20 protein-coding genes, 1 tRNA gene and 1 other RNA gene are annotated in these 22,866 nt (G+C 29.9%); 11 read left to right on the plus strand and 11 right to left on the minus strand.

The annotated features are described in order from the left end of the window. Positions 1 to 158: 158 nt before the first annotated feature. Positions 159 to 1,238: an N-acetylmuramoyl-L-alanine amidase gene (locus QEJ31_RS08685; protein WP_280589391.1), complete on the plus strand. Its 1,080-nt coding sequence runs from the start codon at positions 159 to 161 to the stop codon at positions 1,236 to 1,238. Positions 1,239 to 1,260: 22 nt separating this feature from the next. Here QEJ31_RS08685 and QEJ31_RS08690 read toward each other — a convergent pair whose 3' ends face one another. Continuing rightward, entirely contained in the window at positions 1,261 to 1,917 is a 657-nt protein-coding gene (locus tag QEJ31_RS08690) for a pyridoxamine 5'-phosphate oxidase family protein (protein ID WP_280589392.1), read from the minus strand. 94 nt (positions 1,918 to 2,011) lie between these two features. Here QEJ31_RS08690 and QEJ31_RS08695 point away from each other — a divergent pair, with 94 nt between their 5' ends. Next, on the plus strand, positions 2,012 to 3,490 hold the full coding sequence (locus tag QEJ31_RS08695) for a PLP-dependent aminotransferase family protein (protein ID WP_280589393.1): 1,479 nt from the start codon (positions 2,012 to 2,014) through the stop codon (positions 3,488 to 3,490). 65 nt (positions 3,491 to 3,555) lie between these two features. Here QEJ31_RS08695 and QEJ31_RS08700 read toward each other — a convergent pair. From QEJ31_RS08700 to QEJ31_RS08715, 4 genes are all read right to left on the minus strand, one after another. Then, positions 3,556 to 3,632, minus strand: a tRNA-Met gene (locus QEJ31_RS08700). 104 nt (positions 3,633 to 3,736) lie between these two features. Further along, positions 3,737 to 6,484 carry a DNA topoisomerase 3 gene (locus QEJ31_RS08705; RefSeq protein WP_280589395.1) on the minus strand — a complete coding sequence of 916 codons (2,748 nt, stop codon included), beginning with the start codon at positions 6,482 to 6,484 and terminating at the stop codon, positions 3,737 to 3,739. 34 nt (positions 6,485 to 6,518) lie between these two features. Then, positions 6,519 to 7,127, minus strand: coding sequence for a hypothetical protein (locus QEJ31_RS08710; RefSeq protein WP_280589396.1), 609 nt, complete (start codon positions 7,125 to 7,127; stop codon positions 6,519 to 6,521). 67 nt (positions 7,128 to 7,194) lie between these two features. Then, on the minus strand, positions 7,195 to 7,995 hold the full coding sequence (locus QEJ31_RS08715; RefSeq protein WP_280589397.1) for an inositol monophosphatase: 801 nt from the start codon (positions 7,993 to 7,995) through the stop codon (positions 7,195 to 7,197). Between the two features lie 99 nt (positions 7,996 to 8,094). On the opposite strand from QEJ31_RS08715, the gene QEJ31_RS08720 reads away from it, so the two are divergent. Next, complete coding sequence (locus QEJ31_RS08720) at positions 8,095 to 8,634, plus strand: hypothetical protein (protein ID WP_280589398.1); 540 nt, start codon at positions 8,095 to 8,097, stop codon at positions 8,632 to 8,634. Between the two features lie 53 nt (positions 8,635 to 8,687). On the opposite strand, the gene QEJ31_RS08725 is transcribed toward QEJ31_RS08720, so the two are convergent. Continuing rightward, positions 8,688 to 8,963: a hypothetical protein gene (locus QEJ31_RS08725; RefSeq protein ID WP_280589399.1), complete on the minus strand. Its 276-nt coding sequence runs from the start codon at positions 8,961 to 8,963 to the stop codon at positions 8,688 to 8,690. Positions 8,964 to 9,139: 176 nt separating this feature from the next. On the opposite strand from QEJ31_RS08725, the gene QEJ31_RS08730 reads away from it, so the two are divergent. Both QEJ31_RS08730 and ssrA read left to right on the plus strand, forming a co-directional pair. After that, positions 9,140 to 10,792 carry a hypothetical protein gene (locus QEJ31_RS08730; protein ID WP_280589400.1) on the plus strand — a complete coding sequence of 551 codons (1,653 nt, stop codon included), beginning with the start codon at positions 9,140 to 9,142 and terminating at the stop codon, positions 10,790 to 10,792. A gap of 69 nt (positions 10,793 to 10,861) precedes the next feature. Further along, positions 10,862 to 11,225: a transfer-messenger RNA gene (gene ssrA / locus QEJ31_RS08735) on the plus strand. Between the two features lie 27 nt (positions 11,226 to 11,252). Here the strand turns inward: ssrA and QEJ31_RS08740 are convergent. Beyond that, positions 11,253 to 12,035: a transporter substrate-binding domain-containing protein gene (locus QEJ31_RS08740; protein WP_280589402.1), complete on the minus strand. Its 783-nt coding sequence runs from the start codon at positions 12,033 to 12,035 to the stop codon at positions 11,253 to 11,255. Positions 12,036 to 12,372: 337 nt separating this feature from the next. Between QEJ31_RS08740 and QEJ31_RS08745 the strand changes: the two genes are divergently transcribed. Both QEJ31_RS08745 and QEJ31_RS08750 read left to right on the plus strand, forming a co-directional pair. Then, complete coding sequence (locus QEJ31_RS08745; protein ID WP_280589404.1) at positions 12,373 to 13,497, plus strand: hypothetical protein; 1,125 nt, start codon at positions 12,373 to 12,375, stop codon at positions 13,495 to 13,497. A 36-nt stretch (positions 13,498 to 13,533) separates the two neighbouring features. Beyond that, positions 13,534 to 14,415 carry a TIM barrel protein gene (locus QEJ31_RS08750; protein WP_280589405.1) on the plus strand — a complete coding sequence of 294 codons (882 nt, stop codon included), beginning with the start codon at positions 13,534 to 13,536 and terminating at the stop codon, positions 14,413 to 14,415. An 8-nt stretch (positions 14,416 to 14,423) separates the two neighbouring features. On the opposite strand, the gene QEJ31_RS08755 is transcribed toward QEJ31_RS08750, so the two are convergent. Beyond that, positions 14,424 to 14,963: an SRPBCC family protein gene (locus QEJ31_RS08755; RefSeq protein ID WP_280589407.1), complete on the minus strand. Its 540-nt coding sequence runs from the start codon at positions 14,961 to 14,963 to the stop codon at positions 14,424 to 14,426. A 74-nt stretch (positions 14,964 to 15,037) separates the two neighbouring features. Beyond that, a complete protein-coding gene (locus QEJ31_RS08760) occupies positions 15,038 to 15,412 on the minus strand; it encodes a CrcB family protein (RefSeq protein WP_280589409.1) in 375 nt (124 codons plus the stop codon). 205 nt (positions 15,413 to 15,617) lie between these two features. Between QEJ31_RS08760 and QEJ31_RS08765 the strand changes: the two genes are divergently transcribed. Next, positions 15,618 to 16,835, plus strand: a complete 1,218-nt coding sequence (locus tag QEJ31_RS08765; RefSeq protein ID WP_280589411.1) for an MltA domain-containing protein — start codon at positions 15,618 to 15,620, stop codon at positions 16,833 to 16,835. On the opposite strand, the gene QEJ31_RS08770 is transcribed toward QEJ31_RS08765, so the two are convergent. Continuing rightward, positions 16,828 to 17,244 carry a hypothetical protein gene (locus QEJ31_RS08770; protein ID WP_280589413.1) on the minus strand — a complete coding sequence of 139 codons (417 nt, stop codon included), beginning with the start codon at positions 17,242 to 17,244 and terminating at the stop codon, positions 16,828 to 16,830. The two genes, QEJ31_RS08765 and QEJ31_RS08770, sit on opposite strands and share 8 nt — an antisense overlap. 18 nt (positions 17,245 to 17,262) lie before the next feature. Further along, positions 17,263 to 18,204 carry a hypothetical protein gene (locus QEJ31_RS08775; RefSeq protein ID WP_280589414.1) on the minus strand — a complete coding sequence of 314 codons (942 nt, stop codon included), beginning with the start codon at positions 18,202 to 18,204 and terminating at the stop codon, positions 17,263 to 17,265. Positions 18,205 to 18,560: 356 nt separating this feature from the next. On the opposite strand from QEJ31_RS08775, the gene QEJ31_RS08780 reads away from it, so the two are divergent. From QEJ31_RS08780 to lnt, 3 genes are all read left to right on the plus strand, one after another. Next, positions 18,561 to 19,208 carry a helix-turn-helix transcriptional regulator gene (locus QEJ31_RS08780; RefSeq protein ID WP_280589416.1) on the plus strand — a complete coding sequence of 216 codons (648 nt, stop codon included), beginning with the start codon at positions 18,561 to 18,563 and terminating at the stop codon, positions 19,206 to 19,208. Positions 19,209 to 19,340: 132 nt separating this feature from the next. Continuing rightward, a complete protein-coding gene (locus QEJ31_RS08785; protein ID WP_280589417.1) occupies positions 19,341 to 21,209 on the plus strand; it encodes a hypothetical protein in 1,869 nt (622 codons plus the stop codon). Then, on the plus strand, positions 21,193 to 22,857 hold the full coding sequence (lnt, locus tag QEJ31_RS08790; RefSeq protein ID WP_280589418.1) for an apolipoprotein N-acyltransferase: 1,665 nt from the start codon (positions 21,193 to 21,195) through the stop codon (positions 22,855 to 22,857). The genes QEJ31_RS08785 and lnt overlap by 17 nt, the downstream gene beginning before the upstream one ends. Positions 22,858 to 22,866: the final 9 nt, after the last annotated feature.

Genomic DNA, 22,866 nt, shown 5'->3' on the forward strand with positions numbered 1-22,866 from the left:
CTTTGAATGCAATTTATTTAAGCTTTATTTTATTGAAATAATTAAAAATAATAAATTTACATTTTCCCTTAAAAAAATTAAAATTCTTTTGCAAACAATTTTGTTTCTTTATTTTTTGCATCCAATTTTCAAATTAATTTCTAAGGGTCTAAAATAAAATGAAAAAATTTAATTATTTAATTCCTGTTTTTTCTCTTTTAGCTATAAGCTGCGGAAAATCGAATAATGATTCTGATAAAAATAAGAGTGAATATACAGTTAATAATAAATATGAATTTAAAGATACTCCATCAAAAGGCTTTAATGATAGAATTAGTGCATTAGTATTTCATTATACTGCACTTGATCAAGATAAATCTTTGGAAACTCTTATTAAAGGTAACGTTAGCGCGCATTGGTTAATTCCTGAATCAGGAAATACTGTGTATAAATTGGTGAGCGAAGACAAACGATCATACCATGCCGGGATCAGTTCTTGGAAACGAAGATCTGATCTCAATGATACTTCCGTTGGAATAGAAATAGTTAATTTGGGTTATACTTGTATTAATAACCCAAAGAGTGATCAATGCCCAAAGAATGAAAAAAAATGGTACAAATATACCGATGATCAAATATCTATGATTCTTAATTTAGCAAAGGATATTCAAAATCGATATAAAATTGATCCTTTATGCGTCGTTGGTCACTCAGATATAGCTGTAGGTAGAAAAGTTGATCCAGGTCCCTATTTCCCATGGCAACAATTAGCAAATGCTGGAGTTGGTGCTTGGGTTACTGAAGATGAAATTCAACAACAGCTTAAGTTAATTCAAAATAGTATTAGTGATGATATAACTACTTTTACTCTACAAACAAGATTATATGAATTTGGTTACGATATTCGGAATTCTAACTACACAGACAAATTTATAGATAATGAATTAACAAAAAAAATATTTCCTGAATTTTCAGATACTGACAGTAAAATAAAGAATTGGAAAAGTATACCTTTTGATAATCTAGTTTTATTAAATAAATTAAATACATATTCTTCAAAAAATACTACTGATGCAATTAATATAAAAGATATTTTTGATATTAATCTAACTATGAGTGCTATTGATGCTTTTGCAATGCACTTTTTACCAGAAGAATTTTTATCTAATGAGGTTGCTGATAATAAAAAACTTCTTGCGACTATACAAGCTTTACTAATTAAATATCCTAATAGAGCCAAATCGGGGTGTGGGTACTAAAATCTCTTATAAATTTACTTAATTAATATTTTTTAGTGAAAAAATCTTTGATGTACATAGGTAATGGGGTTTTATTTCTACTGTCAGCTAAGGCATCCGAATAAGATATCTCGCATGGAATGATTCCAGACCAAGTATCGAATTCTTGATCCATTTCTTTATCAACAGGAAATCCAGTTCTTGTTTTTGCAGACGCTTCGTCAAGATTAAACGCAATAACTTCTGTTATTTTTGTTTCATGCTCGGTTGGTTGTCTTACATTTTCCCATCGTTTTGGTAGTATTTTATTTGTTAAAGCTGCAAATATTTTGTATTTTTCATCGCTTTTAGTTACCTTTTGTCCATTTGAAAATATAACAACGGAACGGTAGTTTAATGAATGGGAAAATGCGGACTTTGCTAAAACCAAGCCGTCAACTATACTTACAGTTATACAAGTTTTTTTTTCATTGCTTAATGCTTTCATCATTCTGCTACCAATGGAACCATGGATATAAATTTTATTTTCGATTCTTACATACATAGTAGGCATAACAAAGACGTTTGCATTTTCATCTACAAAACCAATATTACATAAGTAACAGGAATCTAAAATATTATAAATAATTTCCTTGTCATATGAACCTCTGTCTGGATAGCGATTTAGCGTCGTAATTGTTTTTGTTTTAGTATCTGACATCTACATTCTCCTCTCTTCTGTTACTTTTCACTCTGTTATTTTAAGTTAAACTGGTCTAATGTTAAGGACCAGTTTTAAAGAAAGGCTTAGACCAGTGAAAGAATTTTCTCTTCAACTAGCAAATACAAATCGTTGCTGTTATCTGAATTTTGCTGAAAGCATAAAAAATGCAATAAGAATTGGAGTTTTAAAAGCAGGTGAAAAATTACCTGCAAGTAGAACATTTTCAAAAATGCTTGGAATTCATAAAAATACAATCTTAGCTGGATTTGAAGAGTTACAAGTAGAAGGGTGGATACATTCGAAACAAAGAAAAGGGTATTGGGTTTCTGAAACATTACCTAATTGTTTCTTTAAATCTAAAAAATTAAAAGACGAGATTAAATTCTCACAAAATAATTATTCGGAATTAAATTGGGATTTAAATAAAGTCCCTTCTGTTAATTTAAATTTAGTTACAAAAAATAAAATTAGATATCATTTTAAAGGAGCAGGCCCTGATATTAGAGAGTTTCCTTTAGATGATTTTCGTTCTTATTTAAATGAAAGCATAAAAAGGGCTGGAACAAAATTATTTAGTTATGATTCGCCAAGAGGGTATGATCCTTTTCTCGATCAAGTTAGTATTTATTTACGTAGAGTAAGAGGTTTTATTCCACAAGAATTAGTAGTTACTCATGGAGCGCAAGAGGCTCTTTTTATTATAGCGCAAATATTAATAAAGACTGGTGATTATGTAGCTGTAGAAGAATTAGGGTATCAATCTGCCTTTGCGGTATTTAAAAATTTTGGCGCAAATTTAATTCCTATTCAATTAGATGAAAATGGTATTATTCCTGAGCATTTGGAAGAGCAAGTAAAAAAACAAAAAATAAAATTACTCTACCTAACTCCTTTACATCAGTATCCAACAACTGTTACTTTAACAATTGAAAGAAGATTGAAGATTTATGAAATTGCTGTAAAAAATAATATTAAAATTATTGAAGATGACTATGATCATGAGTTTCATTATAAAACACAGCCATTACCTCCAATGGCTGCTAACGATCCAGCGGGCATTATTCTATATGTCACTACCTTTTCTAAAATTTTTTCACCTTCTGCGAGAATAGGAATTTTAGCCATTCCATCATTTCTTCTTGCGCATGTTTTAAAAGTAAAAAAAATCATTAGCTATCAAAACGATCTTTTGCTGCAAGATGCATTGTGGCGATGGATGCGTGCTGGGGGATTTGAAAAGCATTTACGGCGTATGCGCAAAATTTATCAGGAACGAAGAGATGTTCTAAACTCTAGTTTGTTACTTTTGCAAAAGCAGCTGTCTTCTTTATCTTGGAGAAACCCAAATGGAGGAATGGCTATTTGGGTGGACTTAGGATTTTCTAGTTTTGAATTCTCAAAAAAGGCTTTACGCAAAGGGGTTTTAATAGGGCACGAAAGTGAGTACACAAGTCGGGAGAGTAATAATAAAAATAATTCTAGTAATGGAAATCACATTCGGTTATTTTTTGCTAATTTAAAATCAGCCGAAATAAAAGAAGGAATGCAAATATTGGGTGAGCTTTTTTAATTCACTCCACTATTATTATTTAAAACTAATTTTTAAGTTGTAAGTAGAGAAAGTTAAGAGATTTATGGTGACAAGGAGTGGACTTGAACCACCGACCTGAGGATTATGAGACCTCCGCTCTAACCAGCTGAGCTACCCTGCCACAATCGTGAATGAAGCAAATATTATGTTATCGTTTAAAAGTCAAGCAAGGGCTTTGAGGATTTACAACTTTTGCCCTTTGAATGAAGTACTGAAACAAGTAGGTTATTCAGTTGCTTCTTCAGCACTTTTCTTAGTCTTTTTAACTACTTTTGCTTTATTACTAGCCTTTTTAGGAGCCTTCTTCGGAGCCGTAGAAGTATCTTCTCCCAGTAAAGCTTTTCTAGAAACAAACTTAAATTCAAAATTTCCATTCTCTTTTAAGTGCAATGCGGCAGCAAATGGACGACCTTTTTTCGACTTAAAGTCTACAATAGGAGGAGTTGAGCCTGTGATTAGAAATGACTTATAATCATCCAAAGTCATTTCTTTTCCACATAAAATTCGCGGCATTCTTGAAATCAGCTTTTTAACTTTTTTAGGTTTTGCTGGTTTTTTAGGAGCAGCCTTTTTTCGAGTTTTCTTTGGTGGATTATCAGATTCCTGAGCATTATCTGTAGATTCTGGCTTTAACGTTTGATCAACTGCGCCAAATTCACACATGTATGCCGTTTCTGTTACTTTTATTGTGCCCGGTTTTTTTAAGAAAGTTTCTGGTAGATATTCTTCATGCAAGACAACTATATCATAACCAGTTAAGGACTCTTTCGGGGTCCCATCTTGTTCACAAAAAATAATCCCTTTTACTGGGGAAATTGTTAAATATTCTTCATGAAAAGAGGTGCCTGTTGAGTTGCTAAACTCAAATGGTCCGGCAATTTTACTTGTTAAAACTTCTTCAACCAAACTTCTATCTATATAACGATGGTTTTTTTCTTTCCAAATAATAAAGTTACATTCATTCTCTTCTTTTTCTTTTGTATTGACAGCTAAGTTACATTTGTAACCCCAAAAGCCTTCAAAAACTTTACCATTTTTGCAAACCGGACATCTACCTAGGGTTGGATCATTTTTATAAATAGCGTCGTATTCAAATGTTCTTGTTTTTTCTACAACTGATGAGGTAAAATCAAACATTTCTTGCATAAATTCAGATCTTTTTTTCAAACCTTTTTCCATTTTGCGAAGATCATATTCAATTTCACCGGTTAACTCTACCTTTGAGAGCATATCTATTGGAATACGGCTAAGAACATCAACAAGTCGAATTCCTTTGGAAGTTGCTCTTAATGATTTTCCTGTTCTATTTACGTATTCTTTAACAATTAAATTCTCGATAACTTCTGCGCGAGTAGCAGGTGTTCCAATCCCTTTATCTTTTAATACTTCAGCAATTTCTTCATCTGCAATAGATTTACCACAATGCTCCATCAAGGAAAGAAGCTTTGCTTCAGTCAAGCGGGCTGGAGGTTTAGTTGCATTTTGAAGTGGAGATATTTCTTCTGTTTGAACTGGTGTAACGGCCTCTGGATTTTTTTCATTTAATTTAGGCAATTTACTTTCTTCTTCAGTATCCAAACCATAAACTTCTCTCCAACCTGGTTCTTGTAAATCTTGAACTCGAGTCCGAAAATGTTGTTCTCCAACTTTAGTAATTCTTTCAACTTTTGCCCAAATAGCATGGGTCATAAAGGCTGCAAGAAAACGTTTTAAAACTAAATTGTAGATACGTGCGTCATCACCGTCTAATTTTTCAGTTGGTAATTGTCCTGTTGGGATAATTGCAAAGTGATCGGAAACAAATTTATTATTAAATATTCTATCTTTATTTAATAATCCTGTTTTCATAATTGTTTTACAGGCTTTTGTAAATTCTGTCGGGACAGCAGAAAACTCTTTGATCACATTTGTTACGTTTTCTACATAATCTTCAGGAAGGTAACGCGAATCAGTTCTAGGATAAGTTAACAATTTGTGTTTTTCATACAATCTTTGCGCTGCTTGTAACGTTCTTGATGCCGACATGCCTAATTTTCGATTGGCTTCACGTTGCAATAAAGTGAGATCAAACAGTTGTGGAGCAATTTCTTTGGATTCTTTCCGCACTTCAGAAGCAGTAGCTTGTTTTCTATGTTTTTCAAAATCTTTTAAGATATCATCTAATTTATCTTGCGAAAATATTCTGTCTTCTTTTTCAACGTAATGAATAAGATCGTCTTCATCCAAGTTTGGCTTTTTAAAGTTTGGGTCAAACCAAGCACCAGAATATTCATGTGTGACAGTAGAAAAACGTCCTTCCAATGTAAAATAAGGTTGTGGACGATGTTTCAGATGATCTAATTCTCTTTTCGCAATTAGAGCTAAAGTTGGAGTTTGTACTCTACCAACGGACCAAACACCTTTTGTATTTCTAGATTTTAATCGTTTCGTTACGGCTCTAGTCGCATTCATTCCTATAAGCCAATCACTTTCAGCTCTACAACGGGCAGCGTCACCAAGGTTATCGTATTCGCTGCCACGTTTCATAACTTTAAAGCCGTTTCGAATAGCTTCGGGAGTCATACTTTGAAGCCATAATCTTTTTGAAGGCTTATTTTGCTCACAAAAATCATAAATTTCACGGAATATAAGTTCACCTTCTCTGCCGGCATCACATGCATTTATAAGACCCATAACATCATTTTTTTTCGCTAAACTTTTTATATGTTGCAGACGTTCTGTTTGGCCTTTTTTGGGTTTGTACTGAAATTCATTTGGTAAGATAGGTAAATCTTGTAACAACCAACGTTTGTACTTTGGATCTAGTTCTTCTGGTTCGAGCAATTCTAGTAAATGCCCGACTGCCCAGGTGATATAGTATTGTTGCGATTCATAATGGTCGCTTTTTTTCTCAAATCCACCTAATGCTTTAGCGAGATCTCCAGCTACTGATGGTTTTTCAGTAATAACGAGCCATTTGGAAGCTTTATCCATAATTCACCTTAATTCGTAGATTACAAAGTTGCGTTTACCTTGGACTGATTTGTTGTAAAATGTTCTGTCCAAGATCAACTATATCTTTTTGTTCCGATTTTATTAAATTACGCGCTGTGTTAAGTAAAGCAGATTCGTAATCAAGTTTCGGAATCGTTAGCAAAACCCATACTATATAAAATCTTTCTGGTCCGTTGTCAGTATCCCGTTGACGATATTCCCAATAGATTTCTTTAGGATTGGCTGGCTGAGAACGGATTGTTAATCTATTCTCTTTAATTTTTTGCGATAATTCAGATAAAATAGATTCATTTTTTATAGAATTTTTCTTTGTAAATTCATTTAATTTATTTAATAAATCTGTTTGTATCTTCTGCATTATTAAATAAGACGTTTGTAAAGTAGCAGCAGCCTGGGCTTGTTTTAATCCTAAGTAAAGATTATAAATATCACTTTTTTTATAAACTAAAAAGATATTTTCATTTGTATTAAAGTTTTTATCTTCACTGTAAGTCCAAAGAGGTGTATCTTTGTTACTTTTTTCTAATATTATATCTTGGTTTTGAAAACTAACACAACCGCAAAATAATAAGATGAGGCTAAGATTCATTGCTTTAAAATAAAGTATTTTTATTTTTTTCATAAACAAGAGCTCCTAGCATAACGACTTATTCAGATTATTAAAATAAAAGTAGATTATAAATAATATTCTAAGCAAATCTTTTTGCGAGTTCAACTATATTTGAACAATTAATAGGCAAATTTTGCGTATCAATAGGATAAGCTATACTGTTTCCTTTTTGTAAAATAGCATTCCCTTCCCAATTGTGGATGGCAAAACCAGCTTCTGGCAGTATGACATGAAAAGGCGCTACATCCCAAATTTCAACTTTAGGATCAATAAAAGCTTTAATAGAACCATTCAATAAGAGATAATAACCTAATGCATCTGGATATGTTCTAGTTTTATAATTATCACTGTATAACTCTTGAATAAATTCACCTTTATTTTCTAAGTAAAACCTATAAGGATCAGCTGTAGCTATTAATTCTATCAATGGGTTACCTACTAATTTATTACGCGAATAGGGCTCATCATTGATAAAGACCCCAGAACCTTTCATCGCACTCATCGTAATATTTAATGCGGGTAAAGCAGCAAATCCTATAATAGGTTTTCCTTCTTTTAATACCGCAATCAAGGAAGAGTAAAAGGGAATATTATGGACGAAACTAAAAGTTCCATCAATAGGATCGAGTATCCAAGTATAAGCGTCTTTTTCACAATTTACAGAACCGCCTTGCTCTTCACCAAGAATAGAATGGTCAGGATGATTTTCAAAAATTATTTTTCGCAATTCAGCTTCAATGTTTTTATCTGCTTCGGTTACCCAAGTTTTATCTTTTTTCAAAGTTTGAGAGTCAACACCATGCTTAAACTCAAGACACATTTTTGATGCAAGTTGAGAACATTTCTTGGCGGTTGCAAAAATTTTGTTGTCAGAGTTCATCATTTAAATCCTCAAGATTGTTATTGCCGAACAACTTTTACAGTATTAGTGTATCTGTATTAAAAACGCAAAAGGGTGTTTTTTTCTTTGGAGCTTTTTATGTCTTCTGAAACCATTTACGATGAGTTAAGATTCTTACAAACAAACCGCTCCTTTTTAGGAAGAGAGTTTTTAACTTGGCTTTGGTTTAAAACAGAAACTCAAAATCATAAATTAAATATTGGTAATTTTGGTTCTTTTCATTTGTATATTGATGATAAAATTGTATTAAGTAGTTCAAATGGTTCTGTGCGAGAAAATAGTTTAAAAGGAGGAACTCCTGCTTATGCATTTGAAGCAGGAAGTGCGCTAGGTACAGGAAAATTGGTACATGAAGCAAAATTTATTTTACAGGACTCACAACGTCAGTGGAGTTTTTCATTGGTAGGGGAAGATTTATCGCTGCGAAATGTTCGCTTACCAGTAATTTCCGAAGCTGATTCACAAGCCCATATTACCCAAAGAGTTTTATCCATTCAATTGTTAGCGAATATAATTGATGAACTCTTTAAACAATTTATGGAAATTAGAATTTCTCAAAAACTGGAAGCTGAATTAACTGAAATAAGAAATTGGGTGGAAAATAAAGTTACTATTTAATTTAAAAAAAAGCTGGTTTTGAAAACCAGCTTTTTTTTATTAATATTGCTAAATTACTTAGCAGGAGCTTCAGCAGGAGCCGCAGGAGCTTCAGCAGGAGCTGCAGGAGCTTCAGCAGGAGCCGCAGGTGCTTGAGCAGTTGCATCGGCCGCAGGAGCTGCAGGTGCATTTGCATCAGCAGGAGCTGCAGGTGCGTTTGCATCAGCTGGTGCAGCTGCAGGTGCGCTAGCGTCAGCCGCAGGTGCTGCTTCTTTTGATCCACAAGTGCTTGTACAACCAGAAAGCAAAACAGCTGAAATTGCAAAAAGAGGGAGGGACTTAAGTGCCATGATAATTCTCCAATTAATTTATAGGAAAAAAGTTAAAACTAAAAAAAAGCTGCCACCAACTCCAGTTTAAATAAAGAACCTAATAAGAGTTTTGGCCAACCTGGTAACTATAACGAATTATATTGTGATATGTAAATAGTCAAGTCCATTTTTTAAATTCATAAGGGTATGAAACTATGTCGATCAATATAAAAACAGAAAAGATACTTCAAATTCTTTCGCAAAATAAGCAAAAATGGCTTCATCTTTCTCTTCAACATAAAATTAATTATTTAGAACAAATTCAAGATAATTTACTGCTAAATGCTAAGCAATGGGCTGAAAACTGTTGTAAAGCTAAAGAAGGAAATTTAGATTCAAACACGATAGGTCAAGAATTATTAGCAGGACCTGTTATTGTGATGCGGCAAATAAAGTTTTATTTAACTGCACTAAAATATAATGGAAAACCACCCTTATTAAAAGTAAAAACAAACGATAATGAACAAATATCTGTCAAAGTTATGCCAGAAAATTTCCAAGAAAAAATTCTTTGGAAAGGATTTTCAGCTGATGTTTGGCTAGAAAAGAATAAACCTTTATTACAAGGTGAATCTTTTAAAAAAGGTAATAAATTAGGAGAATTAAGTTTAATATTAGGAGCAGGGAATGTATCAAGTATAGCTCCATTAGATATTTTATATAAATTATTTTTCGAAGGAAATATTTGTATCGTAAAACTAAACCCAGTAAATGATTATTTATATGAAATCTTTAATAAAGTTTTTTCAAGTCTTATCAGAGATGAATTTTTAGCTTTTACAAAGGGTGGAGAAGAATTAGGAGAATTTCTTTGTAATCATTCACTTGTTGATAATATTCATATTACTGGTTCACATATCACTCATGATAAAATTGTTTGGGGAAATGGATCTTTTGAGGAAATTCAAAAAAAGAAACTATCTCAGCAATTTAAGTGTAACAAAAAAATAACTTCAGAATTGGGATGCGTGACTCCATTCATCATAGTACCTGGGGTTTGGAGTGATGAAGAATTAATTTATCATGCAAAGCAAATTGCAAGTGCAGTAACAAATAATGCAAGTTTTAATTGTAATGCAGCTAAGTTGTTAGTCACTTGCCAAGGTTGGCAACAAAGAGATCTTTTTCTAAAATATTTAAAAAATGAACTCACTATTGCAAGAGCAAGGAAGGCTTATTATCCAGGCGCTTGGCAGAGATATTCAAGCTTTTTAAAACATTATCCTCAGGCAGAAATAATAGGAGAGAATAAACCCAACTGTATTCCTTGGACATTTATTCCTAATATTTCAAATCATGACTTTGCCTTAAATCATGAAGCTTTTTGCGGAGTTTTGTGCGAGACTTTTATTTCTGCAAAGAATATTCCTGAATTTCTGCAAAAATCTGTTGATTTTTGTAACGAAAAAGTTTGGGGTACTTTAAGTTGTTCGCTTGTAATCGATCCTCTGACAGAAAAAATATTTAAAACTGAATTTAGTCTTGCTCTGCAAAATTTACAATATGGAGCAATTGCAGTTAATTGTTGGTCTGCTTTAGTTTACGCACTTTGTTCGACTACATGGGGAGCATTTCCAAACAGTTCATTGGAAAATATAAAATCAGGTATTGGAGTTGTTCATAATGGATATTTTCTAGAAAATGTAGAAAAATCTGTAATAAAAGCTCCCTTTAAAATAACTCCAACTCCTCCCTGGTTTCATGACAATAAAAATACAGAAAAAATAGGTTATGCTTTACTTGATTACGAATATAGTGAAAATTTTTGGAACTTTTCAAAACTGATCTTAGCAGCTTTTAAAGGATAAACATGATCTTGCTTAAAGGTGTAAAATAGCATAATGCTATGTTCTTCAAGAGCATGTCAGGTTCTTTTTGGGGGTGAACTGGTTTCGACGGAAAGAGTTGAGTGAAAGGAGCATGCAGGGGTTGGTTACAGCGCCTCTTCAAAACGTTGTGGCAGCCAGAAGTGGCAAAAATACTAACTTAGCTCTCGCTGCCTAATTAAGCACAGAGCCAGTGACTAGGGTGTGGCAGCACGTGCATCTTTGTTCGCTGTTAATTTACGTGCGGGTTATTTCTAGCTTCTGTTCGTAGTTAGTTTAACCTATTAATCGAGCTGGCTTATGCAGTAGGGTGTCTTTCCTCGGCTGTTAAGTAAGATTCAAAGAAAGAAGAAGCATGTGGCCGCCAATTGCGATGCCTGTCCGGACCCGGGTTCGATCCCCGGCACCTCCACCATTAAATCCCGCTAAAAAGCGGGATTTTTTATTTCACTAATTTATCTATTTCCTTGTTTATTTTTTCTATGATTTCATTTCCGACAATTTTAGAACACATCATGTAACGCTTTTCCCCATTGGGTACATCTATTAAATCTTTAATTTTCAGCTTTTTATTAAATTCAGAATTTACATTTAATAGATATTCAGCCTCATTCCTTCCGATAAACATGTAATCAGCTTTCCTGGTTAAAATATCTTCCAACATTAAATTATTATCACTAGAAGTAAAAGTAACATTTTCTGCTTCTTGTGATTTTGTTTCTGCCAAAGATATTTTTTTAAATTTCAAAACTTTTTCATCAATAAATGTGCCGTAACTAAATCCAATTTTTACTAGCAACTTTAAATCATTTTGTTTTAAAAAATCATCAGTTTTATTAAATTTACTGATAATATCATTATCAAATCTATAAATAATTACGGTCTTTTTATCTTGAAAAATAGATTTTGAAAAAATGGCAAATTCTTCTCTCTCTTTAGTTTTGAAGGAAGAAGGTGAACAAACTTTAATTTTATTTTCCTTAATAGTTTGATAAGTTCTGATAAAGGGAACTTTTTTAAATTCAAAAGGAATATTCGTATTTTTGAATATTTTTGTTACAATGCGATATATTTCTCCGTCTGATAATTCTCCATCATTATTTGCGGAAATAAAATATGGAGGCCTTATTATATAATCAATATTTATTGTTTCTAACTCATTAGAATAAGTTGACGGAAAATAAATAAATAATGTAACAAAAAATAAAAATAGTTTTTTCTCCATTAGGAATTTCCTTTTTTCTTTACATTTTAGAATATAATAAAAATTTTCCATTAATTCTTTAAATTATTAACAAACGTCAAATTCTTCTAGGAAAAAATTTCATAGTAAAAGAATTATCAAATTTCTAAGAAAATTTTAGTACAGTAACAGTCAATAATAAACTTGATTTAGGAGAAACCCTTTAAGATATAAATATATTTTATATCTTCGTGATTAGTTCTGAAAAAAATTGATAAATTTAGCCGAGGCATTGACTTCATATCATAATGATTCTTATTATCAATTAGGATTTTTGTTTTAAAATTTTATATTTCTTTTATTAGAAAAGTGAGAACCTATGAGTATTATGCCTGTTGTTGAGTTAAGTACTGAATTAGAAAAACCAACTCCTTTTTTCTTTGGCTATCAAATTGAAGAAATGCTCATAAGTAAACTAGCTAATTGTCAGTTTGATAAATTGTTTTTCCTTACTGAAGAATCAGTTTTTAAACTTTATGGAGAAAAGTTATTCGAAAAGCTTAAACTCAATTTTCCAAATATATCATTGAAGTTACTTTTAGCTGGCGAGCAAAACAAATACTTCAAAAATTTAGAAGAACTCTGCGAAAATTTAATTGAGCAGAATGTATCGAAAAAATCTATTCTTCTAGCATTTGGCGGAGGGGGAGTGGGTAATTTGGTGGGCCTCACTGCTGGTTTGTTATTTAGAGGTATTCGTTTTATAGAAATTCCAACAACTTTTACTGGGCAAACAGACAGCACTCTAAGTAACAAGCAAGCAGTAAATGGAAAAACTGGAAAAAACCATTTTGGATTATATCATGCTCCATTATATATTTTTGCAGACACTCAATACTTAATCACTGAACCAAAAGCTGCTAGAAGATCTGGAATTGTAGAAGGAATAAAAAATGGCTTTATTTCTGACAAAGATTTTTTTACATATTTGCACAATTATTTGAGTTATGATGATCCAAAAAATGTTATTAATACTTACGATTTAGCTCTTAAGATAATAAAATCTAAATTAAAAATAATAAGAGATGATCCTTCTGAAAAAAATTATGGAATTATTTTAGAATATGGACATACTTTTGGTCATGGCATTGAATGGTTATTGCAAGGAAAAATGATTCATGGTGATGCAGTGTCTTTTGGAATGAGAATAGCAGCAGAACTTTCATTTGAAATTGGGTTATTAAAAAGAGAAGAGGTTGAATTACATTATGACATAATTGAAAATAAATTAGGCCATAAAGAAAAACTTCCAAATGAAATTACTACAGAACGATTAATTGATGCAATGATTAAAGATAATAAAAAAACTGGTAGAGAATTACGCTTTGTATTACTAGAAAAGATTGGAAAGTGTTATAATCCAGAAGGAGATTATTTAGTTACTGTAAATATAAATACTGTTAAAAAGGTTTTAGATAAATTTTTACTAAATAATAAATATTAAAAAAAATATTAGGTGAAATTTTTGAAAAGGAAAGTTATGTATACAGTATTAAATATTACAAAAGATCATGATGCTAACAATAGTAAAATGAGTTCAAATTTAGGGCATGAGGAATTAGATTTTTATCAATCTTGCAAATTAGCAAAAAAACATGGTTTTAAAGGGATAAATATTGATCTCGAATATCCAAAATATTCAGCAACTGAGATGAAATTTTTCTTGAATGAATTTGAATTAAAACCTGTATCATTTCATTTAACAGTAAAATTAGAAGGAACTGAATTAGAATATACAGAATCATTAAAAAGATTTAAACAGCAAGCAAAAATGGCTGAAAAAATTGGTTGTTTTTTAGCACTAAAATATATACCACCTTTTTCTGAAAAACTAAATTTTGATAAAAATTTTCGTTTATATATGCAGAGATTAAATACATTAAAGAATATTTTAGTTGATCATAATATTAAAATTGCGTTCGAATTTATTGGACCTGCAGAAACAAGAATAAATTCAAAATTCGATTTTATTCATACAATTGATGGAGTTAGAAGTTTAATAAGCGCTTCTGATATTTATGATTATGCAGGATTTAAACTGGATATTCATCACTGGCAGCATAGTGGTGCTGCACTACTAGATTTGCAGCATTTGGATATACAAAGTATTTTATATCTTGAATTGAATGATGGATTAATTGGTTATAGTAGTTTTAATATGCCTGAGTTTAAAAGAAAATTACCTTTACAAACAGGGGTAAATGATGTGAAAGGATTTTTGACTATTTTAAAACAAAAAGGATATTTAGGGCCTGTTGCTGTTGAACCTTGGGATATAGAAATTTCTGAACTTCCATTAGAAGAAGCTATTTTTCTAGCTAAGAAATCTCTGGATGATTCTTTTGCAGTAATTTCAAATTGAAAAAAGATCTACTTTTTTTCAACCATCCCTTTTAGTTTTTTTAACCCCTTTTCAAATTCATTTCCAACATATTTATCCATATTTATAATGCCAAGAGTGCAAATTAATCTTCCTAAAAATGTATTTTTTCCCTCTACAGACCATTCCATAATGGATTGGTTTTCATTCTTTTTTGTCAATTTAAAAATTGAAATTTGTTCAAAATTCATAGGTTTTGTATAAGTAATTTTAGTTTTAACTTTTTCATTTAGAATTTCTTCAACCACTTCAGCTTTTCCTTGTCCCATATTTCCGCTACTTTCCCAAATAGAAGTTGCCCCTACTCCCCGTTCTGGACCTTGATATGTCATTTTTAAGTTTGGATCTTGTTCTTTCCAGGGCATCCATTCATCAGCTAATTTTACACTTGCTATATATGGAAAAATTTTTTCTGTCGATTGATTTATTTCAATTTCTCTTTTAATCAAATAATCTCCAGGAATAATTGCCACATAAATCAAAAATAAACTTATTAAAATTAAAATAACTAATATACTTTTTTTAAGCATAATACCCATTTCCTTTGCTTTTGAAATATGACTAGAGTTTAACCTTTCTTAGTAAGAGGAAGAAAATTTTAGAGTCAAAAAAATTTTTTTGTTACGTAAATACCCAAAAAAGTTACAATTAGCCCTAAAACGGGACTTACAGTAAAATACAAAAATGCTTGGAGAATTTTACCTGCAGAAATTAATTTGAAAGTATCTAAACAGTAAGAGGAAAATGTAGTGAACCCCCCTAAAAAACCAATCATAATGCCTGTTTTAAGTTCTGAACTTAATTGGTACTTTTCAAGGGGAAGAGTGTATATAATACCTATTAAAAAAGCACCTAAAACATTAATTGTAAGAATATCAAAAGGAAAAGTATAGTTAAAATATTTTTGAAAAATTTTTCCAATGTAAAATCTACTAAATACTCCTAAAAGCCCAAAAAGACCTAAGTAAACAGACAGCATAGTCACCTCTTTTTAGTTTTAAAAATTTAACAATAAATAAATAAACAATAATATCATATATTTAAAAATCATTGCAAATACTAGAAACATTTGTATAATGATTGTTCTATTTTTTTGATAGTTCCTACTTCTAGTAAGAAATTAAGAGCTTCTCGGTTTCTCAGGAACATTCTACACATTATTATTTTTTATACATGAGTTCTTTATGAAGATTAAGTATTTTTTTGTCCTGTTTTGTGTCTCGATTTTTTTCTTACTAGCATGTAAAACTACTGAAATTAAAAAAGAAGAAAAAAACTATAGTTTTGTTAAAATTAATTGGGATAATGTAACCTTACTAGAAGAAAGAAGTAAATATGAAAACTTTCTTTTAGCGATAGATTCAAATTTAAAATGGCTTAGTAGGAAAAAAAATGATAGCAACTTTAACTATGGAAATATAGCATTTAAAACTAGCGACTATATTTGTACAATCAATTATTTTCAAGAAGAACTAAAAGAAAAAAATAGTCTTGAAGTAAGTTTAGTAAAAAAATATTTTGACATTTATAAAGTTAAAAATAAAGATAATTATAATGTTCTTTATACTGGATATTATATCCCTTATGCTAATGCAAGTGAAGTAAAAACAAATAAATTTAATGTACCAGTTTATAAAACTCCTGCAGATCTTGTAAGTGTGCATTTAGAAGATTTTTATCCTGATTTAAAGGGGAAAATAATACGTGGTAGAATTAATAAAAATAGATTATTCCCTTATTGGTCTAGAGAGGAAATAATGGAGAAAAAGAAACTGCAAAATAAAGAACTTGAAATTGCTTGGGTAAATAATAAAACAGATTTATTTTTTATTGAAATACAAGGATCTGGTTTATTAACATTTTCTGATGGCTCAAAAAAATATATTCATTATGCACAACAAAATGGAAGAGAATATAAACCGATTGGTTCCTTACTTGTTAAAGAAGGAGCTTTGACCAAAGAAAATGTTTCAATGCAAGCTATCAAAAAGTGGTTAAAAGATAATCCTAAAGAAGAACAAAGAATATTAAATTTTAATAAGTCTTATGTTTTTTTTAATTTGGAAAATGAAGGACCATATGGGAACATTAGTGTTAAATTGGTTTCTGAAAGAAGTATTGCTGCAGACCAAAGATATTTTCCCGCGGGTTCTTTGATGCTATTAGATTTTCCATATCCAAGTACAAATTCAAAGAAAGAAACTAATGAGAAATTTTCTCAACTTGCATTTGTGCATGATACTGGTGGAGCCATTAAAGGCCCTGGTAGAATAGATGTTTTTTGGGGAGAAGGAGAAGATGCGGGTGAAATTGCAGGAAAAACAAAACAAAACGGTGAAATTTATTTGCTGGTTCCTAAATTTAAATGCAATACTTACTATACCGCAGGTGATATTAATTAATAACTGGTTTTATTCCTTGTTTTACAAGTCTTTCTTTCCAGCGAATTCTGTTTGTTAATAATAAACTTTTTAATTCATCAAGTGAATAGCTATTGTCTTTAGCTAAAGATAAATCGTAGTAGTGAGAATTTTCAAGGTCTATAAAATTTTGCTTATAATTAGAGTATAGTATAATATCTTTTGTGTATTTGTGTTTTCTTAAAATTTTAGAGAAATTAATTTTTAATATATTTCTACTACCGTACATTACATCTGCAATAATGAAATCGAAAAAATTTAAATTATCTAAGTATTTTTCGAGAAATTCATCTGGGTCATTGAAGTAATATGAGCTACAGCTATTTTCTAAGCTTGATTTCCATATATTTATATAAAATTCTTCATCATCTATTACTGCAACATTAACCATTTTTCTTTCCTTCTATTGCTAAGAATTTGGTAAAAAAATATTGAAATCTATTCTTTCATCATTTAAACTTATAATTAACTGGCAATTATTTTTTTGAAATAGTGATTGAATTATTTGAAATTCAAAATCTTGCATATAACTATTTTTGAAATATTCAGTGACAGACATAGACTCTTTTCCTACTAATGGGAGCGTAATATTGATAAAAGAGTTTATATTTTTTCCTGAATTAGTTGATAAATAAAAATGATACTGTACAGTTTGAGCCTTTAAAAATGATAGTAATGATTTAATAGCTCTTCCTAAATAAACAGAATTAATTTTTACTTTTATATTTTCAAGTTCATTTTTTTTAAAAACAATGCTTTTTTCTTCTTTTAAGTTTTCTTTTAAAAAATTATCTAAATCTTGCAGAAAGATATCGGAAGATTGAATGTCTATAGAGTTGCAGTAAACCAGATAGCTGTCACAAAAATCTTCGATTTTTTTTATACTTTTTTCTACTTCATTACTTACATTTTCAATGAATAGTTTTGGTTTATCTTCTTTTATGGCAGAAATAAGCATTTTTGATAAGTTAAATGGTTTACGTATGTCATGGGACAGAAATTTCTTAAACAACTTGATAATACTGCTTTTTTCGTCTAAATAAGTAAGATTTTCTTGCTTATTCTTTGTTAATTCTAAATTTTTTGCTATATATAATAAAATGAAAATATTAATTAAAAATAGAAATATGATAGTGTATGTATTTATTAAGTAATATTCTAGTACTGAAATATAGTTACTGCTAGAAATGCTTAAATTTTTGTCGGCATATTCATTATTTTTAATTTTATGCTCTGAAAGTAAAAAATTTATTTTTTCTTCTTTGCTTTTTATTGCTAAGCCATAATAAGTAAGGAGAAGTATGTTGCCAGAAAGTATTACAGATAAAAATAGAATAACTTTTTTTCGCATAATTGTGACTTTAACTAATTCAAAATTTTTAGGCAAAACGAGCTAATATCTTGTAGCAATATCCTATGCGTAAACGCTAAGAATTGATAGACATTACATATATTTTTTAGATTGTGAAGTCAATTTCTAATAAAATAGTTAATTGATGATCAAATATAATAAATCTATTAAAAAACTATTATATCAAATATTTCAACAAATTTTATATTTTTTTGGTAATCTTTTTAGAATTTTTTATCTTTTATGCTAGCTAGAAAAAGATTTTTTGAACATTTTTTTATAAAATAACTTGCTTTTGTGAATTTTTAGTTTATTTTCCAACTTACTTTGTTAACTTATACCTAGAGGAGGATAACTTGGCAAAAAAAAAATATAACGATTCAGATCTGTTAAACCAAGAAGTATCTGATTTTGATGCGGATAAAGAGTTTTTTGAGCATCAACGTGAAGAAATAAAAAAGCAGCTTTCTCATTTTCTTATTAATTTTAGAGCAACTAATAGGCTTACTCAAGCGCAGATGGGAATAAAACTAGGTTGTTCTCAACAACAATATAAACGGGTTGAAGATGGTGAAGAAGATAGAATAGCAAATGCTATCTCATACATTAAAAAATTTGCTGATTTAAATGGTAGTAAAAAAATTTCTGATTTTGTTGGATACTTAGTGAATGAGCCACCTCAGGTTAGAGCAAGTAATCTTTCAAGCAATGAACAAGTATTGGTATCAGCATTTGCCCATGTTGATAGAGAAGATAGAAGGCTTTTTATAGAAGGCTATTGTCGCGATAATAATGGATTAAAATTTTCAAAAATTGTAAAAATTCTTAGTCTGATACCAAATATCAGTAATGAATTTCTAGATATTTTTACTCTTTCTTTAATGGAAAATAAAACATGTCCTGATTTCATTGATTTAGAAGAAAAAAAACAAATGTTTGAAAAGCTTAAGCAAAGACAAAAGCGGAGTTATAAAAGGAAAAATTCAGATCTTGTTAAAAACTAAAATCTTCAATAGTTTTCTGTAATTATAATATTCATTAAAAAACTAAAAAAAGTAATAATAATATAAGAAAAAGAGCCGAATAAATTTTGCTTAAGAATGAAGAAACATTCTTAATTTATTTAGGAGGCAAATGTGCTTAAATCAAAGTTAGGTACCTATTTTGTTACTTTATGTGTTCTAAGTGTTTTATATGGATGTGCACAAGGAGGAGGTTCTGGTGGTAGTGGATCAAGCGGTGGTGCTTCTGGTGATATCACTGTTAAACAATCCTCAGATGCTAGTGAAAATATTAAAAAACTTGCAGGCGCAATGGATCCATATTTAGGCAAAGGTTACAATTCTTTACTTGCGATGAATACAAAAGGATTTTGTTTAGGTAATGTAGCTGCAAAATTCACACCTAAAAGACAAAATGTAACAAAATTTGATAAAGTAGATTCATTGGAAACATTATTTAATAATAACAATTTTAGCTTTTCTAGATCAGTTGGATTAAGTTTTGGTGGTGGTGGTGGTGGAAAAGGCGAAAGTGGAGGCGGAGGGGGAATCTCCGGTTTTTTAGGAGGGTTATTAGATAGTTTGCCTGGAGTAAACACAAGTCTTGGATTTGGAATATCAAGTGCATTCAATTTTAGTAGCTATACAACAAATATGTTGATGGTAATTAAAAATATTGCAGGTACAAGACAAATGGATATCGCTGATAAGAGTACAGCTAACTATGTTATTAATCCTGATTATTTAAAATTAACTACAAATCAGTTTGCAGTTCTTTGTGGTGACGGAGTGATAACTGAGCAATCAGCAGAATCTAATTTATATTTTGCATTAAAGTTTGCTTTTGCAAATACAGCTACGAAAAACTCTTTTGACTTAAGCTTTGGGCTTGGTGGAAAAATTCCAATTCCAGATGTCCCAGGTTTGACAGCATCTTTTGATTTCAAAGCGATGTTTGGCAATGTGAACCAAACAACAAGAGCAAATACAAATTTAACTATTTATGCAATGCAAGTGGGCGGAGATAGTACTAAGTTACCGAATGCTTTAAAAAATGGACTTTCATGCAACTTAGCAAATGAAAAAGGGTGTTCAGATCTATTTTCGACTATCAATGATTATATTGCAGTTAAGTACCCTGCCCAATTTAGCGAAGATGATTTAAAAGCTTTAGAAAAAAAGCCTGAAGATTCTAAGTATGTTTTATCAACTAGCCAAATTTCATCTTATGCAGAACTACCAATTTTTGATAAAGAAAAATTTGTTTCTCAAGATATTGCTAATAAATTAAATGCAAATGTTGATCTTAAAAATGAAATTAGAACAAAAACAAGCTTACAAATGAGTAACTATTTTTATGTTCTTAATTTGGCTAATAGTGATAATTACAAAGCAAATTTATTAGCTAAAGGTGAAAAAGATATGATATTGAGTAATTTAGTAAATATGAATAATACATTTACTAAATTAATTTCAATTATTGATGTTTGCTATGATAATATTGATAAATGTTTAAATGATGTATCCAATATATTTACCCCAGGTTCTATTTATAAACCTATGGATGAAGATGTAAGAAAAATAGTAGTAGATTCAAAAATCATAGCTCGAACAATAAAATCAGATCAATCTGCAAGTTCTGAAGGGTTTTTAACTCCAACTCAATTACAAGCTTATGATACTATTTTAGTTAAAATTGTAACGAATGATGGGTTGGTTGTGAACTTAAATCAAATACCAACAGTTAAAATAGATCCTAATCAAGCACTTGCAATACTAACATGTAGTGCAGAAGGTAAAAGTCAGAGTACGGGAAATATGACAATTTATACTAAGAACTTTATTAATATCAAAGCAACAGATTTCGTTTGGAAATCAGGGAAAAGCGCAAAAGATTATTCAACTAGTAAAATTTGTCGGGTTGATAGTCAGGTTTTAACTAAGTTTACAAATCCTGTTGCTGTAGAAGTTTGGGGAATGAATACTTTTGCTGGTATCCCATAATTTAAAGCAAAATAGCGGCAATGATAAAAATTTAGCTCAAGAAAACTTCATGTTTCCAAGAGCTAAATCTCTTTTTTGGGTAATTTTAAGTGCCTTATTATTTTCAACTAGTTTCTATCCTTTAGAAATCTTTCCAGACATTATTAGAGTTTTAAATTACTTTTGTCTTTCTCCATTATTTTTAGAGTTGTTCAGGCTTGAAAAAATAAAAGAAATTAAAAGAAGAATTTTTCATTTTTGTATTTTAGTTATGATTTTTTCTTTTACATTAGAGATAATTGCTTTTTCTTGGGTTTTCACAAGTATTAAATATTTTTTTCATACAAATATTTTAACAACATTTTTTGTTTACTTCATAATTACATTATTTTCTTTGCCTTATTATTTACTTTTAGTTTCTCCAACTTTACTATTTACTAAAAATTTGCGAGATGAAAGATTTTATTTTCTTTATGTACTATGTTTAATTTTTGTAATTGTTACTATAGAATTCTTTTATCCCAAACTTGCTCCTTGGTTTTTTGGCTATTCATTTTTTTATGACAGTACTTTAAGAAAACTAGCAGCTTTCATTGGTCCTATTGGGTTATCTTTTGTCTTTTTTTATAGTAATATATTGCTGGCAATAGTATTGGAAAGAAAATTTTATAATAAAAATAAAATATTAAATTTATTAAGCAACAAGTTTTTATACCACTACATAATTTTTCTTGCATTAATATTTTTTTTCAAATTGTCAGATTCAATAGAAAGTAATAATAATCTTGAAAAGATTAATATTGGATATATTCAACCTAATTTTTCAATAATTCATGGGAAAGATGTTGGGGGGAATTTTTTAAATGGAAAAAGTTTGCGAGAGTTGATTAAAGAGATTGAAACAGAAAAAATTGATCTCATAATTATTCCAGAAAGTGCTATATATTATCAGTTTGGAGCATTTCCAGAGAAAATGTCGGATATTTTTTCACTCGCAAAATTATCAAGCAAACCAATTTTAATTCAATCAGTGATTGAAAAAAACGAAAATATAAGACATGGAATTAAAGTGGCAGAATCAAGATCCTTTATTGTTTTTCCAGATGGGAAAATTTCAAATTATTTTGTTAAATTGAATTTAATGCCAATTGGAGAGGAATTTCCTTTCAGCAATTATTTCCCTTTTTTAGAAGAATTATATTTAAAATTAACTAAGCAAGATGTAATTGTAGAACATGGAAATGAAGCTAAACCGCTTTCTTTCAAGGAGATTAAAATTGGAGTATTTATTTGCTATGATTCAATTGATAAAGATTTAGTGCATAATTTAAGCAAAAATGGAGCCCAGTTCTTAGTTAATCAAGCTAATTTTATTTGGATGTCAAATAGTAATGCTATTTTTGTTTATTCTATTATCAATCAATTTAAAGCAATTGAATCACAAAAAAGCTTATTATTTTTAACTAACAATGGCCCTACAAAGCTTTATGATAAAAATGGTAATCTAGTTTTTGATAATAAAAAAATAGATAAACAAGATTTTTCAGTTTTAAGTATACCATTAAATAATGAAATAAGCATTTTTACTAAGTTTAATTTGGAAGCTAAAATAGCAATTTTTGTAATATCAATACTATCATTAATTATTCTTTTTCGTAAGAAAACATAAATTTTTTAG

Source organism: Pigmentibacter sp. JX0631 (genome assembly GCF_029873255.1).
Taxonomy (GTDB): Bacteria; Bdellovibrionota_B; Oligoflexia; order Silvanigrellales; family Silvanigrellaceae; genus Silvanigrella.

Bases quoted from the DNA above. Each gene is read 5' to 3' on its own strand.
- QEJ31_RS08690 (WP_280589392.1), bottom strand. From the start codon at position 1,917: ATGTCAGATACTAAAACAAAAACAATTACGACGCTAAATCGCTATCCA.
- QEJ31_RS08720 (WP_280589398.1), top strand. From the start codon at position 8,095: ATGTCTTCTGAAACCATTTACGATGAGTTAAGATTCTTACAAACAAAC.
- QEJ31_RS08715 (WP_280589397.1), bottom strand. From the start codon at position 7,995: ATGAACTCTGACAACAAAATTTTTGCAACCGCCAAGAAATGTTCTCAA.
- QEJ31_RS08745 (WP_280589404.1), top strand. From the start codon at position 12,373: ATGAGTATTATGCCTGTTGTTGAGTTAAGTACTGAATTAGAAAAACCA.
- QEJ31_RS08740 (WP_280589402.1), bottom strand. From the start codon at position 12,035: ATGGAGAAAAAACTATTTTTATTTTTTGTTACATTATTTATTTATTTT.
- QEJ31_RS08705 (WP_280589395.1), bottom strand. From the start codon at position 6,484: ATGGATAAAGCTTCCAAATGGCTCGTTATTACTGAAAAACCATCAGTA.
- QEJ31_RS08730 (WP_280589400.1), top strand. From the start codon at position 9,140: ATGTCGATCAATATAAAAACAGAAAAGATACTTCAAATTCTTTCGCAA.
- QEJ31_RS08765 (WP_280589411.1), top strand. From the start codon at position 15,618: ATGAAGATTAAGTATTTTTTTGTCCTGTTTTGTGTCTCGATTTTTTTC.
- QEJ31_RS08775 (WP_280589414.1), bottom strand. From the start codon at position 18,204: ATGCGAAAAAAAGTTATTCTATTTTTATCTGTAATACTTTCTGGCAAC.
- QEJ31_RS08725 (WP_280589399.1), bottom strand. From the start codon at position 8,963: ATGGCACTTAAGTCCCTCCCTCTTTTTGCAATTTCAGCTGTTTTGCTT.
- QEJ31_RS08755 (WP_280589407.1), bottom strand. From the start codon at position 14,963: ATGCTTAAAAAAAGTATATTAGTTATTTTAATTTTAATAAGTTTATTT.
- QEJ31_RS08760 (WP_280589409.1), bottom strand. From the start codon at position 15,412: ATGCTGTCTGTTTACTTAGGTCTTTTTGGGCTTTTAGGAGTATTTAGT.
- QEJ31_RS08710 (WP_280589396.1), bottom strand. From the start codon at position 7,127: ATGAAAAAAATAAAAATACTTTATTTTAAAGCAATGAATCTTAGCCTC.
- QEJ31_RS08770 (WP_280589413.1), bottom strand. From the start codon at position 17,244: ATGGTTAATGTTGCAGTAATAGATGATGAAGAATTTTATATAAATATA.
- QEJ31_RS08750 (WP_280589405.1), top strand. From the start codon at position 13,534: ATGTATACAGTATTAAATATTACAAAAGATCATGATGCTAACAATAGT.
- QEJ31_RS08685 (WP_280589391.1), top strand. From the start codon at position 159: ATGAAAAAATTTAATTATTTAATTCCTGTTTTTTCTCTTTTAGCTATA.